At 67.6% G+C, this 13235-nt stretch carries 11 protein-coding genes; 4 read left to right on the forward strand and 7 right to left on the reverse strand.

Annotated elements, in window-relative coordinates; translation table 11 throughout:
* Positions 1-9 precede the first annotated feature (9 nt).
* From EHF44_RS09880 to EHF44_RS09895, 4 genes are all read right to left on the reverse strand, one after another.
* Positions 10-816 (reverse strand): BPSS1780 family membrane protein, encoded by an 807-nt coding sequence (locus EHF44_RS09880; RefSeq protein WP_124683584.1) that lies wholly within the window; start codon positions 814-816, stop codon positions 10-12.
* A gap of 6 nt (positions 817-822) precedes the next feature.
* Positions 823-1806, reverse strand: coding sequence for a homoserine kinase (locus EHF44_RS09885; protein WP_124683585.1), 984 nt, complete (start codon positions 1804-1806; stop codon positions 823-825).
* Positions 1807-1978: 172 nt separating this feature from the next.
* Positions 1979-2392, reverse strand: coding sequence for a DUF2782 domain-containing protein (locus tag EHF44_RS09890; RefSeq protein ID WP_124683586.1), 414 nt, complete (start codon positions 2390-2392; stop codon positions 1979-1981).
* Positions 2393-2576: 184 nt separating this feature from the next.
* The gene (locus tag EHF44_RS09895; RefSeq protein WP_172966032.1) at positions 2577-3524 is read right to left on the reverse strand and encodes a TIGR00730 family Rossman fold protein; all 948 of its coding nucleotides are present in this window, start codon (positions 3522-3524) and stop codon (positions 2577-2579) included.
* A 4-nt stretch (positions 3525-3528) separates the two neighbouring features.
* Between EHF44_RS09895 and polA the strand changes: the two genes are divergently transcribed.
* From polA to EHF44_RS09915, 4 genes are all read left to right on the forward strand, one after another.
* Positions 3529-6339 carry a DNA polymerase I gene (gene polA / locus EHF44_RS09900; protein ID WP_124683587.1) on the forward strand — a complete coding sequence of 937 codons (2811 nt, stop codon included), beginning with the start codon at positions 3529-3531 and terminating at the stop codon, positions 6337-6339.
* Positions 6340-6620: 281 nt separating this feature from the next.
* Entirely contained in the window at positions 6621-8027 is a 1407-nt protein-coding gene (locus EHF44_RS09905) for an NAD(P)/FAD-dependent oxidoreductase (protein WP_124683588.1), read from the forward strand.
* A gap of 105 nt (positions 8028-8132) precedes the next feature.
* Positions 8133-9008, forward strand: a complete 876-nt coding sequence (locus tag EHF44_RS09910) for a dienelactone hydrolase family protein (protein ID WP_124683589.1) — start codon at positions 8133-8135, stop codon at positions 9006-9008.
* 138 nt (positions 9009-9146) lie between these two features.
* Complete coding sequence (locus tag EHF44_RS09915) at positions 9147-10007, forward strand: ZIP family metal transporter (RefSeq protein ID WP_124683590.1); 861 nt, start codon at positions 9147-9149, stop codon at positions 10005-10007.
* Between the two features lie 27 nt (positions 10008-10034).
* On the opposite strand, the gene EHF44_RS09920 is transcribed toward EHF44_RS09915, so the two are convergent.
* The 3 genes from EHF44_RS09920 to EHF44_RS09930 all read right to left on the reverse strand — a co-directional run bounded on the left by EHF44_RS09920 (position 10035) and on the right by EHF44_RS09930 (position 13202).
* Positions 10035-10895: a sulfurtransferase gene (locus EHF44_RS09920; protein WP_124683591.1), complete on the reverse strand. Its 861-nt coding sequence runs from the start codon at positions 10893-10895 to the stop codon at positions 10035-10037.
* A gap of 84 nt (positions 10896-10979) precedes the next feature.
* Positions 10980-11900, reverse strand: coding sequence for a DMT family transporter (locus EHF44_RS09925; RefSeq protein ID WP_124683592.1), 921 nt, complete (start codon positions 11898-11900; stop codon positions 10980-10982).
* Between the two features lie 195 nt (positions 11901-12095).
* Positions 12096-13202 carry an aromatic ring-hydroxylating oxygenase subunit alpha gene (locus EHF44_RS09930; protein WP_124683593.1) on the reverse strand — a complete coding sequence of 369 codons (1107 nt, stop codon included), beginning with the start codon at positions 13200-13202 and terminating at the stop codon, positions 12096-12098.
* Positions 13203-13235: the final 33 nt, after the last annotated feature.

Consider the following 13235-nt stretch of genomic DNA (forward strand, 5'->3'; position numbering starts at 1 on the left):
TGGACAAGCTCAGGGGTTGTCCGCCGCCGCCCCATTCCCCGTCTCGCCCGGCGGGACGACGTTGAAGCAGCCCCGGTACGTGGCGTAGAACGAGCAGTACAGCACCGCGAGCATCAGCAGCGAGTACGGCGTCACCAGAAACGACAGCACCGCCTGCGCGCCCAGCGCCGCGAAGACCGTTTCCAGGAACAGGGGCACGGCCACCAGCAGCACGGCGAACAGCAGCGCATAGGTGAAGAACGCGCCGCGGTTGCGCCAGCAGGCCGTCCAGCTGAAGAACAGCGCCTTGATCGGCGGCACCTGGTGCCAGGCGGCCAGCAGCGGCGCGAACCAGAACATCATCGCCACCGGCGTGTACAGCACCGCGCCGATCAGCAGCGCGAAGTAGAGCTGCCGGATCGCGTCGGCCGTCGGCTCCTCGCCGCGCAGCACGATCGGGGCCACGGCGCCAATGTCGACCACGGCCGTGGCGGCCAGGCTCAGCGCGAACACCAGCACCGCATAGATGCCGCCCAGGATCAGCAGATGCCGGGTGGCCTGCTTGCCGTTGGTGCGGAACCCCGCCAGCAGGATCGTGGGCAGGACGCGCTTGTTCTGGATCACCTCGCGGCAGGCGGTCATCACCCCCACGTACAGCCCCGGCGTGAACACCAGCAGCGCGATGATGCCGAACAGCGGCACGAAGATCGCCAGTTGCGCGGCAATCAGGTAGATGAACAGCAGCATCAGGAACGCAAGCGGGTTCTTGCGGAACAGCCAGATGCCCTGGCGCAGCCAGACGTAGCCTTCCTTGGCGGAAACTTCCAGTAGTTGCATGGCGAATCAGATCCAGGGGAGCGCCGGCCCGTCGTCCAGGCGGCGGCGCAGGATGCGTTCGAAATGGGTCGGATCGTGCGGCTGGAGCATGTCGGCCTCGCGCGGGAGATAGAAGTCCCACAGGCGCGACACCCAGAACCGCAGCGCGCCGGCCCGCAGCATGTCCTGCCAGTGGGCTGCCTCGGTCTTCGTCAGCGGCCGCACCGCGTGGTAGGCCGCCAGCAGCGCCTGGGCGCGCACGGGGTCGAGCGCGCCGGTCGGCAGGTCGATGCACCAGTCGTTGACCGTCACGGCCAGGTCGAACAGCCACTTGTCGTGGCCGGCGAAATAGAAATCGAAGAAACCGCCCAGCTTGTGCTGGCCGTCGACGGTGTCGAACAGCACGTTGTCGCGGAACAGGTCGCAATGGCACGGGCCGGCCTGTAGCGCCGCATAGTCGGCACTGCCGAAGAACGCGGTCTGGTGCGCGATCTCGTCGGCCAGCAACTGGCGCTGGGCGGCGTCCAGGAACGGCGTGATCTCGGGCGCGGTCTGCTGCCACCAGGCCAGGCTGCGCAGGTTGGGCTGCTGGCGCGGATAGTCCTGGCCGGCCAGGTGCATGCGTGCCAGCATGGCGCCCACTTCGGCGCAGTGGTCGGCGGCCGGCGCAAGCTGCGAGGCGCCGGGCAGCCGCGTGACGATCGTCGCCGGCTTGCCCTTCAGTTCGCGCAGGATCTCGCCGTCGCGGGCGGGCATGGGCGCCGGCACGCTGATGCCGTGGCGCGCCAGGTGATCCATCAGGTGCAGGTAGTACGGCAACTGGTCGAAGCGTAGCCGCTCGAAGATCGTCAGCACGAACTCGCGCGTGACGCCGTCCTGCTCCATGGTCAGAAAGAAGTTGCTGTTCTCGATGCCCGAGGCAATGCCGCGCAGCGCGCGCACTTCGCCTAGGTCGTAATCAAGCAGCCAGCGGGCGATCTCGTCCTGCGAGACCGTGGTAAAGACGGCCATACTCTCAAATTGGTGCGAATCGGGGGACGGCGGGGCGGCAACACGGGGTTGCCCGGCTCCGTCGCCGTGGCATTGCTGCCGGAAGGCCGGCGCGATCCGTGCCCGGTCATCGGCCAGGCGCGGATCGTGGGTCAGAAAGGCGTAAGACTAACAGGTCGGGCGACGGCGCCGGTCAGAACTTGAGGTTGACCGACGGTACGCGGTTCACGTCATGGTCCCGAATCCGGGGCGAGCTGTCCTCGGGCTTGCTCATCTCGTACTTCGTGCCAAAGCCCGACTGCACCTGGATCTCGGTGGCGCGGCCCTTGTCGCGGTATTCGGTCACCTGGGTGCCGTCGCGTTCACGAAGCTGGAAGCTCGGCTCGCGGGGCTGGTTCAACTGGCTCTTGGCCGCCGGGGCGATCGGCTGGTTGTTGATCTTGTTGAGTTCCTGCTGGGTCAGCGCGTTGGTGGTTTCCTCGGCCAGCGCCACGTTGGCACCGGACAGTGCCGCCACGGCGGCGACGAGCGCGAGCAGATAGCCGGGGCGGCCGATCCTGGCGGACCGACCGGCCAACCTGGCACCCGGTTGCGAAGGGGAAGTCATCTGAGGCTCCTGTGCGCGCGGGCAGGGGGCCCCGCGACGCGGATTTTGCCTGTGCAGCCGGCGGCGCCGGGTGTGGCAGGCGGACAGGCTTCCATTCTAGCAATTCCTGTCGTTTTCGGGCCGCCGTCGTGGCCTTCCGTCCACCCGGCGCCTCAAGCCCCGGGTGGCGTGCGCGACGCTTGCCTTACAGATAGAACATTTCTTCCTTCGGCGGGATCGGATGGTCGCCGCCGCGCTTCTCGTAGTACTCGTAGACGGCCTCCAGCACTTCCTGCGGCTCGTCGACGATCTTCATCAGGTCCAGGTCGTGCTCGGCGATCAGGCCCATCGGCAGCAGCGTGAAGCGGAACCAGTCCAGCAGGCCCTTCCAGAACCGGCTGCCGTACATCACCACCGGCACCGACCGGGACTTGCCGGTCTGCACCAGCGTCAGCACCTCGGCCAGCTCGTCCAGCGTGCCAAAACCGCCCGGCATGACGATGAAGGCGTCCGAGTTCTTCACGAACGTGACCTTGCGCGTGAAGAAATGGCGGAAGCGCATGGCGATGTCCTGGTACGGATTGCCCTGCTGTTCGTGCGGCAGCTCGATGTTCAGGCCCACGCTGGCCGACTTGCCGGCGTGCGCGCCCTTGTTGGCCGCTTCCATGATGCCGGGGCCGCCGCCGGAGATCACGGCGAAGCCCGCGTCCGAGAACAGCCGCGCGATTTCGATGGTCTTCTGGTAGTACGGCGAGTCCTCGCGCAGCCGTGCGCTGCCGTAGATCGAGACGGCCGGGCGGATCTCCGACAGGTACTCGGTCGCCTCGATGAACTCTGCCATAATCGTGAACATTTGCCACGAGGCGCGCGCCTTCTTGGCCGTGGCCCGGTCCTCATCGGCCAGCGCACGCAGGCTCGGAATCATCTTGCGCGGATTCGCGCGCGCCGCTGCAGCCCGTGCGGCGGCATCCTGCTCTTCAACGCTCTTGCCGGCAGCCGCGGCATCGGCTTTTGCGGCGATGGCGGCGGCATGCGCCGACGCCTTTTCGGGAGGGGGATTCACCGAATTACCGGAAATGTCGGAAACGTCCGTATCGGCGAGGGGAGCGGCATCTGCACCGCCAATGGGGGCACCAGTCAATTTTGAGTCCATGGGAATGTCGGATAGTCCAAAAACACTCTTGCTCGTCGATGGATCGAGCTATCTGTACCGCGCATACCACGCGCTGCCGGACCTGAGGAATGGCGAAGGTCTGCCCACAGGGGCAATCTACGGCATGATCAACATGTTGCGCAAGCTGCGCAACGATTACCCGGCACAGTATATCGCCTGCGTATTCGACGCCAAGGGCAAGACGTTCCGGGATGCGATGTACCCCGCATACAAGGAACACCGGCCGTCGATGCCCGAGGATCTGGCGCGCCAGATCGAGCCGATCCACGAGGCCGTGCGCGCGCTGGGCTGGCCCATCGTGGTGGTCGAGGGCGTGGAGGCCGACGACGTGATCGGCACGCTGGCCTGCCAGGCCACGCAGCAGGGCGTGAAGACCGTGGTATCCACCGGCGACAAGGACCTTGCGCAGCTTGTGAACGACAGCGTCACGCTGGTCAACACGATGAGCGGCGAGGTGCTGGACCCGCCGGGCGTGGTCAACAAGTTCGGCGTGCCGCCCGAGCGCATCGTCGACTACCTGTCCCTGATCGGCGACGCCGTGGACAACGTGCCTGGCGTGCCGAAGGTGGGCCCCAAGACGGCCGTCAAGTGGCTGACCGAATACGGCACGCTCGACGCGATCATGGCCGGCGCCGACGGCATCAAGGGCGTGGTGGGCGACAACCTGCGCAACACGCTGGACTGGCTGCCGCGCGCCCGCGAACTGGTGACGGTCAAGACCGACTGCGACCTGAGCGGCGCCGTGGCCGACTTCCACGCGCTGCACGACCTGGGCGAGGACAAGGACAAGCTCGTCGACTTCTTTCGCAAGTACGGCTTCAAGACCTGGCTGCGCGAGGCCACCGGCGAATCGCTGCCGAACGCGCGCGCCGCCGCGGCCCGAGGCACGGCCGGGGCGGCCCAGGGCGGGCTGTTCGACGCCGCGCCGGCGTCCGACGACGACGGCCAGCCGGCCGAGGACCTTGCGCCGGCCGAGATTCGCTACGAGACCGTGACCACCGAGGCCGCGCTCGATGCCTGGCTGCAGAAGCTGGTGGACGCGCCGATCGTCGCCATCGACACCGAGACCACGTCGCTGGACCCGATGATGGCGGAACTGGTGGGCGTGTCGGTATCGGTGGAGCCGGGCGAGGCGGCCTACATTCCCGTGGCCCATCGCGGCCCCGACGTGGCCGGCCTGGACAACCACGGCCAGCTCCCGCGCGACTTCGTGCTCGACAAGCTGCGCGCCTGGCTGGAAGACCCGTCGCGGCCCAAGCTCGGCCAGCATCTGAAGTACGACGCGCACGTGTTCATGAACTACGGCATCACGCTGCGCGGCATCGCCCATGACACGATGCTGGAAAGCTACGTGCTGGCGTCGTACCGCAACCACGGCATGGACAGCCTGGCCGAGCGGCTGCTGAGCGTGAAGACGCTGACCTACGAGGAAGTGTGCGGCAAGGGCGCCAGCCAGATCGGCTTCGACCAGATCGACCTGCAGCGCGCCACCGACTACGCGGCCGAGGACGCCGACGTGACGCTGCGCCTGCACCGCAAGATGCTGCCACAGCTTGAGCGGGCCGACGGGCTGCGGTACGTCTACGAGCAGATCGAGATTCCGGTCTCGGTGGTGCTGCAGAAGATCGAGCGCAACGGCGTGCTGATCGATGCCGACAAGCTGGCCGCGCAGAGCGCCGACCTGGGCCAGCGCATGATGGAGGCCGAGCGCGCCGCGCACGAGGCCGCCGGCCAGCCGTTCAACCTGGGCTCGCCGAAGCAGATCGGCGAGATCCTGTTCAACCAGATGCAGCTCCCGGTGGTGAAGAAGACCGCCAGCGGGGCACCGTCCACCGACGAGGAAGTGCTGCAGAAGCTGGCCGAGGACTATCCGCTGCCCAAGCTGCTGCTGGACTACCGCGGCCTGTCCAAGCTCAAGTCGACCTACACGGACAAGCTGCCGAAGATGGTCAACCCGCGCACGGGCCGCGTGCACACCAGCTACGGCCAGGCCACGGCGGTGACGGGGCGGCTGGCGTCGACCGATCCGAACCTGCAGAACATCCCGGTGCGCACCGAGGAAGGCCGCCGCATCCGCGAGGCGTTCATCGCCGGGCCGGGCAACGTGATCGTGTCGGCCGACTACTCGCAGATCGAGCTGCGGATCATGGCCCACATCTCGGGCGACGACAACCTGCTGCGCGCCTTCGCCAATGGCGAGGACATCCACCGCGCCACGGCCAGCGAGATCTTTGCCGTCGAGCGCGAGGCCGTCACCAGCGAGCAGCGCCGCTACGCCAAGGTGATCAACTTCGGGCTGATCTATGGCATGAGCGCGTTCGGGCTGGCCAGCAACCTCGGCATCGAGCGCGACGCGGCCAAGCACTATATCGACCGCTACTTCATGCGCTACCCGGGCGTGGCCAACTATATGGAAGAGACGCGTCAGAAGGCGCGCGAGCAGGGCTACGTCGAGACCGTGTTCGGCCGCCGCCTGTGGCTGCCGGACATCCGCGGCGGCAACGGCCCGCGCCGCCAGGCCGCCGAGCGCGCCGCCATCAATGCGCCGATGCAGGGCACGGCCGCCGACCTGATCAAGCTGTCGATGATCGCCGTGCAGGACTGGCTGGAAGCGGACGGCCTGGGCGCGCGCCAGATCATGCAGGTGCACGATGAACTGGTGCTGGAAGTGCCGCAGGCCGAGTTCGAGCTGGTCAAGGTGCGGCTGCCCGAGCTGATGTGCGGCGTGGCGCAACTCAACGTGCCGCTGGTGGCCGAGGTGGGCAGCGGCGCGAACTGGGAAGAGGCGCACTAGTCCGCCACACGGCGCACGGTTGGACGTGGCGGCAGGGGCCGCCGCGCCCCGTTATTCCGCTGTCTCCCGTGCGATGCCGATGTATGCAAAGAAGTACTGTCTGAATCGACGGCTGACCGCTTGCCAGCCGGTGCTGCTCTGCAGCACACTGGTAGCCATCCCGTCGGATTGGCCGCAGCCGCCAGCCGCACGCAGAACATCGGCCTCGCGGTGCGAGACCACAACAGAAAGACGCCGCAGGGGCCTGCACCGGTTTTCAAATTGAAAACATCGGGTAGACCATGAGCAACGCAACAGGCAGAGAGGAAAGCGCCCCCACTCCCATCGACAAACCTTCCGGCGGCCCGCAGATCGCGGCGCCGCGTCCTGCGGGGCAAGCGCACCGGATCATCGTGGTGGGCGGCGGCGCCGGCGGACTCGAACTTGTCACGCGGCTTGGCGACAAGCTGGGCAAGTCGCGCCGCGCGCAGGTGACGCTGGTCGACCGCATGCCGACGCACATCTGGAAGCCGCTGCTGCACGAGGTGGCCGCCGGCAGCATGGACCCCAACACCCACCAGCTCGAATACGCGGCGCAGGCGCGCTGGCACCATTTCGACTTCCAGCAGGGCGAGCTGACCGGCATCGACCGCGCCGGCAAGCGCATCCACGTGGCCGCCTGCCTGGACCAGGACGGCACCGAACTGCTGCCCGCGCGCGACCTGCCGTACGACACGCTGGTGCTGGCCATCGGCTGCATCACCCATTTCTTCAACGTGCCGGGCGCGGCCGAGCATGCGATCGCGCTGGATACGGTCGACCAGGCCGAGCGCTTCCGCCGCCGGCTGATCGCGGCCTGCGTGCGGGCCCAGAACGGCAAGGGCCGCGTGGGCCAGGACGGCCGGCCGCGCGTGGACGTGGCGATCATCGGCGCGGGTGCGACGGGCGTGGAACTGTCGGCCGAGTTGCGCAACACCGCGCACGTGCTGAACGCCTACGGGCTGCACCAGCTTGACCCACGCCGCGACGTGCGTATCCATGTGATCGAGGCCGGGCCGCGCATCCTGCCCGCGCTGTCCGAGCGCGTGTCGGCCGAGACGACCAAGCTGCTGCGCAAGCTGGATGTGGACGTCTTCACGTCCGAGCGCGTGACCGAGGTGACGCACGACGCGGTGCTGACGGCCAGCGGCAAGCATATCGACGCCGACCTGACGGTCTGGGCGGCCGGCATCACGGCCCCCGGCGTGCTGCGCACGCTGGGCCTGCCCGTCAGCAAGATGGGCCAGCTCGTGGTGGGCCCGACGCTGCAGACCGAGACCGATCCCGACATCTTCGCGTTCGGCGACTGCGCCGCCGCGCCGTGGCCCGAGAAGCAGACCACGGTGCCGCCGCGCGCCCAGGCCGCGCACCAGCAGGCCACGTTCCTGTACGACGCGCTGCGGGCCCGGCTGGACGGCAAGCCGCTGCCGAAGTTCGGCTTCAAGGATTTCGGCTCGCTGGTGTCGCTGGGCCATTTCAGCGCCGTGGGCAGCCTGATGGGTGGCCTGATCGGCGGGTCGATGTTCATCGAGGGGCTGATGGCGCGCTTCATGTACACGTCGCTGTACCGGATGCACGTGCTGGCGCTGCATGGCGCGATCGGCATGGGGCTGGACACCATGACGCACTGGCTGCGCAGCAAGACCAGCCCGCGCGTGAAGCTGCACTGAGCCGCTGGCCGGCGGCGCGTGCGTTGCCGACCATGTTTGCTTAGAATCGACGCCGCCGCGCGGACGTCACTTGGGCGCGGCGCCCCCGATGCCCAGGAGACCCTCATGCTGAAGCCCGAAGTCGAAAGCCTCGTTCCCGGTCAGACGTTCGACCGCCGCAGTTTCGTCAAGACCGCGCTGGGCTCGGCCTTCGCGGCCGCCGCGCTGCCGGTGACCGCCCAGACCATCAAGACCGACTTCCAGGGGCTGACCGCCGGCGAGGTCACCGTGCCGTCGGGCGGCTTCAGCATGCCCGTGTACCGCGCCCAGCCCGAGGGCAAGAAAAACCTGCCCGTGGTGCTGGTCATCAGCGAGATCTTTGGCGTCCACGAACATATTGCCGATGTCTGCCGCCGCTTTGCCAAGCTCGGCTACCTGGCCATCGCGCCGGAGCTGTTCGCGCGGCAGGGCGATCCGACCAGCTACGGGACGATCCAGGAACTGCAGGCCAACATCATCCAGAAGGTGCCGGACGCCCAGGTCATGGGCGACCTGGACGCCTGCGTGACCTGGGCGGCGGCCAACGGCGGCGACGTGAACCGGCTGGGCATCACCGGGTTCTGCTGGGGCGGGCGCATCACGTGGCTGTACTCGGCCCACAGCCGGCGCGTGAAGGCCGGCGTGGCGTGGTACGGCCAGCTTGTCGGCCAGCCCAACGCGCTCAAGCCGAAGAACCCGGTGGACATCGTCGGCGACCTGCACGCGCCGGTGCTGGGCCTCTACGGCGGCAAGGACACCGGCATCACGCAGGAACACGTGGCCCAGATGAAGGCGGCGCTGGCCGAATCGTCGAACCCGAACGCGAAGGCGTCGACGTTCGTGGTCTATCCCGACGCCGGCCACGCATTCCATGCCGACTACCGGCCCAGCTACGTCGAGGCGGCCGCCAAGGATGGCTGGCAACGCTGCCTGGCGTGGTTCCGCCAGCATCACGTGGCCTGACGGGGCGGGCCGCATTGGCCCTGCCGGCGCGCGGGTGATTGCAAAGAGGGTGGAGAGGTACGTACAATGCCGACTCTCGCGTTTTTGCAACCATGTTGCGTTAAAGCGCTGGCGTAGTCAGTCGGCGACGACTGCCCGGTGGTCGGGCAGGGGCCGGTCCGGGAGTTCATCATCCATTCCACGCTTTTGTACATCCTGCTGGCGGCGACGATTTCGGGCGTCGGCAGCATCCTCGGGGCCGCGCTGCTGTCGCTGACCGTGGCCTCGCGCGTGGTGGAGCGCATGGTGAGCTTCTCGGTGGGCGTGCTGCTGGCAACGGCGCTGCTGCATTCGCTGCCCGAGGCGTTCGAGTCCGGCGCCGACCCGCGCGCGCTGTTCGGCACGCTGCTGGCCGGGCTGCTGGGGTTCTTTCTGCTGGAAAAGATCTCGCTGCTGCGCCACTCGCACCACCACGAGGGCGACGGGCACCATCACCACCACGGCCACGACCGCGAGGAAGCCGGCCGCAGCGGCCTGACCATCCTGGTGGGCGACACCTTCCACAACTTTGCCGATGGCATCGTGATCGCGGCGGCGTTCCTGGCCGATCCGCATATCGGCATCGTGACCGCGCTGGCCATTGCCGCGCACGAGATTCCGCAGGAGGTGGGCGACTTCATCGTGCTGCTGAACGCCGGCTTCTCGAAGGCGCGGGCGTTCGCGTTCAACCTGCTGTCGAGCCTGGCGGCCATCCTGGGCGGCATCGTCGGCTATTTCCTGCTGGACCAGCTGACGGCCTGGATTCCGTACGTGCTGGTGATTGCGTCCAGCAGCTTCGTCTACATCGCCGTCAGCGACCTGATGCCGCAGATGCAGCGCCGGCCGCGCCTGAAGGAATCGGCCGTGCAGGTGGTGCTGGTGGCGGCGGGCATCGCGGCCATCGTCTTCATCACCAATGGCGTGCACGAGCAGCACGCCCATCGCCACTCGCAGACCGGCACCGAAGCGGCGTCGAACTGACGCCGCCGTGCCGGCTCAGGTGCCGGCTCAGGTGCCGGTACCGGTGGCCACCGGCCGCTGCGGGTCGGCGCACCATTCGCTCCACGACCCCGGGTACAGCGCCGCATCGGTCAGGCCGGCCACTTCCATCGCCAGGAGGTTGTGGCAGGCCGTGACGCCCGAGCCGCACTGCATGACCGTTTGCGCCGGCGCCTTGCCGCCGAAGACCTGGCCGAACTCGGCGCGGAGCTGGTCGGCGGGCTTGAAGCGGCCGTCCGGGCCCAGGTTGTCCTTGAAGAAGCGGTTGGCGGCGCCGGGGATATGGCCGCCGACCGGGTCGAGCGTCTCGTTCTCGCCGCGGAAGCGGTCGGCCGCGCGGGCATCGACGACCAGCAGCGACGGCTGCGCGAGGTTGTCGACCAGCGTGGCGGCATCGACGGTACGCACCAGCGACGTCCGGCGCGTCAGGCTGCCGCCGGCGTCCGGATCGGGCGTCGTGCCTGGTTCCAGGGGCAGTCCGGCGGCCAGCCAGGCAGCCTTGCCGCCATCGAGCACGGCCACGGCGCCGTGGCCCACCCAGCGCATCAACCACCAGAGCCGGGCCGCGTACATGCTGCCCTGCGCGTCGTAGGCCACGACCAGCGCATCGTCATCGACGCCCAGCGCGCGCATCCGCGCCACGAACATCTCGGCATCGGGCAGCGGGTGCCGACCGTTGAAGCCCGTCCTGGGGCCCGACAGTTCGTTGTCCAGGTGCAGGTAGAAGGCGCCCGGAAGATGTTCCTGCTGGTACATCTCGCGGCCGGCGGCCGGGTTGGTCAGGTCGAACGAGCAGTCGACGACGACAACCGGCCGGCCCTGTTGCCGCAGGTCATGGAGTTCGGTGGCGGAGATCAGCGGAGATGGCATGGAGAACCCGTGTCGGTAAGGAAAAGTGCGCCGACAATGCTACACCGCAACGGCCTGGACAGCCCGGACGGCCCGCGCAGCCGGTCACACCTCGGGATGCACTTCCGCCTCGGGCGACTTGACCGGCGTGGCCGGGGTGGGATGCTTGTCGGTGTCGCGGGCGCGCGTGAGCGTGGTGGCGATGCCGCTGGCCACGATCAGCGCCATGCCAAGCCAGGACACCCAGTTCAACTGGTCGTTCCAGACCAGGATGCCCCACAGGCTGGAGAACACGATGCCCGCGTACTGCAGGTTGGCGGTCAGCAGCGTATTGCCGCGCTTGTAGGCGCGCGTCATCGACGTCTGGCCCAGCGTGGCCAGGATGCCGATGGCCAGCAGCAGGCCCACGCCGTGCCAGGTATGGGTGCTCAGGCCCGTGAACAGCATCCAGACCAGCCCGCAGACCAGCCCGACCCCCGAGAAATAGAACACGATGCGGCCTTCGGGCTCGCCAAGCTGCCCCAGTTGCCGGACTTCGACATAGGCCAGCGCCGTGAACACGCCCGAGACCAGCCCGATCATGCCGCCGGCCAGTTGGTCCTTGCCCACCGACGGCTGCAGCAGGCAGATGACCCCGGCAAACGACAGCAGGATGGCGCCGATCAGCTTCTTGTCGGCCGCCCCGGCGGTACCGGCCAGCGCGGCGCCGGCGCCCAGGATCAGCGCGATCCAGACCGGCGACATGTAGTTCAGCGTCATCGCCGTGGCCAGCGGCAGCAGCGTGATCGACGTGAACCAGAGCAGCAGGGCGGTCACCCCGAAGAGGCTGCGCTTGATGTGCGTGACCATGTGCGGCGTGCGCACCGACACACCCTGCGAGCGCAGCAGCACCCACATGATCGTCACGCCAATCAGGCTGCGGTAGAACACGATCTCGCCAGTGGTGTATTGCTCGGACGCCAGCTTGACCCCCACCCCCATCAACGAAAAGGCGAAGGCGGCGAACAACATCCAGAGCGATTGCATGGCGGAAACCGGGGCGAGAAAGGTGTAAGGGGGCGAAGGGAGGGGCAAAACCGAAAATCGTTGTATCGGCAACGATTAAGTGGCGATTCTATCAGTGCTTTGCCGGCCGCTCCAATGCAAAACGGACCGTTTTCACGGTCCGTTTCTCGTCGTCCACAGCGGCGGCGGGCGGCTGGTGCCCGTCATTGCGGCGGCTCAGCGCTTGTTGTAGTCCATCGCGCGCCGGTACCACTCGTGGAAGTGCTGCATGCCGTCTTCCATCGGCGACTGGTACGGGCCGGTCTCGCTGATGCCGCGCTTCATCAGCGCCAGGCGGCCGGCGTCCATGCGCTCGGCGATCTCGTCGTCCTCGATGCACGTCTCCATATAGGCGGCGCGCTCGGCCTCGACGAACTCGCGCTCGAACAGCACGATTTCCTCGGGGTAGTAGAACTCCACGACGTTGCGCGTCTTGCGCGGGCCCAGCGGGTGCAGCGTGGAGATGCAGAGCACGTTCGGGTACCACTCCACCATGATGTTGGGGTAGTAAGTCAGCCAGATCGCGCCGTGCTTGGGCAGCTTGCCGTTGTTGAAGCGCAACACTTCGTCGTGCCACTTCTGGTACGTCTGGCTGCCCGGGCGCTGCAGGCCCTTGTGCAGGCCCACGGTCTGCACGCTGTACTGCTCGCCGAACTCCCACTTCAGGTCGTCGCACGACACGAAGCTGCCCAGCCCCGGGTGGAACGGCACGACGTGGTAGTCCTCCAGATAGACCTCGATGAAGGTCTTCCAGTTGTAGTTGCACTCGTGGACTTCCACGTGGTCGAGCATGTACCCGTCGAAATTCAGGTCCTCGGCCACGCCCATGCGCGCCAGGTCGGCGCGGACGTCGCGCTGGCCCTCGAACAGCATGCCGTTCCAGTTCTGCAGCGGCGACCGGTTCAGGCGCACGCAGGGCTGCTCGGCAAAATGCGGCGCGCCCAGCAGTTCGCCCTGCAGGTCGTAGGTCCAGCGGTGCAGCGGGCAGACGATGTTCTTGGCGTTGCCGCGGCCGTTCATCATGATGGCCTGGCGGTGGCGGCAGACGTTGGAGAGCAGTTCGATGCCGTCCGGGTTGCGCACCAGCATGCGGCCCTCGTCCTCGGCGGCCAGCGTCTGGAAGTCGCCGGTCTCCGGCACCATCAGCGCGTGGCCGACGTAGCCCGGGCCCTTGCGGAACAGCAGTTCGAGTTCTTGTTGATGCAGCGCCTCATCGAAATAGACGTCGACGGGCAACTGCGAATCAGCCGGCGCGAGCTTGAGCGCGGTGCTGAGATTGGACATTATCCCCACTCCCTATGACAGGCGAAAGCAGTG

Source organism: Cupriavidus pauculus (genome assembly GCF_003854935.1).
Taxonomy (GTDB): Bacteria; Pseudomonadota; Gammaproteobacteria; order Burkholderiales; family Burkholderiaceae; genus Cupriavidus; species Cupriavidus pauculus_C.

Excerpts from the sequence above, each read along its gene's own strand:
- EHF44_RS09905 (WP_124683588.1), top strand. The coding sequence starts at position 6,621 with ATGAGCAACGCAACAGGCAGAGAGGAAAGCGCCCCCACTCCCATCGAC.
- EHF44_RS09910 (WP_124683589.1), top strand. The coding sequence starts at position 8,133 with ATGCTGAAGCCCGAAGTCGAAAGCCTCGTTCCCGGTCAGACGTTCGAC.
- EHF44_RS09920 (WP_124683591.1), bottom strand. The coding sequence starts at position 10,895 with ATGCCATCTCCGCTGATCTCCGCCACCGAACTCCATGACCTGCGGCAA.
- EHF44_RS09880 (WP_124683584.1), bottom strand. The coding sequence starts at position 816 with ATGCAACTACTGGAAGTTTCCGCCAAGGAAGGCTACGTCTGGCTGCGC.
- polA (WP_124683587.1), top strand. The coding sequence starts at position 3,529 with ATGTCGGATAGTCCAAAAACACTCTTGCTCGTCGATGGATCGAGCTAT.
- EHF44_RS09925 (WP_124683592.1), bottom strand. The coding sequence starts at position 11,900 with ATGCAATCGCTCTGGATGTTGTTCGCCGCCTTCGCCTTTTCGTTGATG.
- EHF44_RS09885 (WP_124683585.1), bottom strand. The coding sequence starts at position 1,806 with ATGGCCGTCTTTACCACGGTCTCGCAGGACGAGATCGCCCGCTGGCTG.
- EHF44_RS09890 (WP_124683586.1), bottom strand. The coding sequence starts at position 2,392 with ATGACTTCCCCTTCGCAACCGGGTGCCAGGTTGGCCGGTCGGTCCGCC.
- EHF44_RS09930 (WP_124683593.1), bottom strand. The coding sequence starts at position 13,202 with ATGTCCAATCTCAGCACCGCGCTCAAGCTCGCGCCGGCTGATTCGCAG.
- EHF44_RS09895 (WP_172966032.1), bottom strand. The coding sequence starts at position 3,524 with ATGGACTCAAAATTGACTGGTGCCCCCATTGGCGGTGCAGATGCCGCT.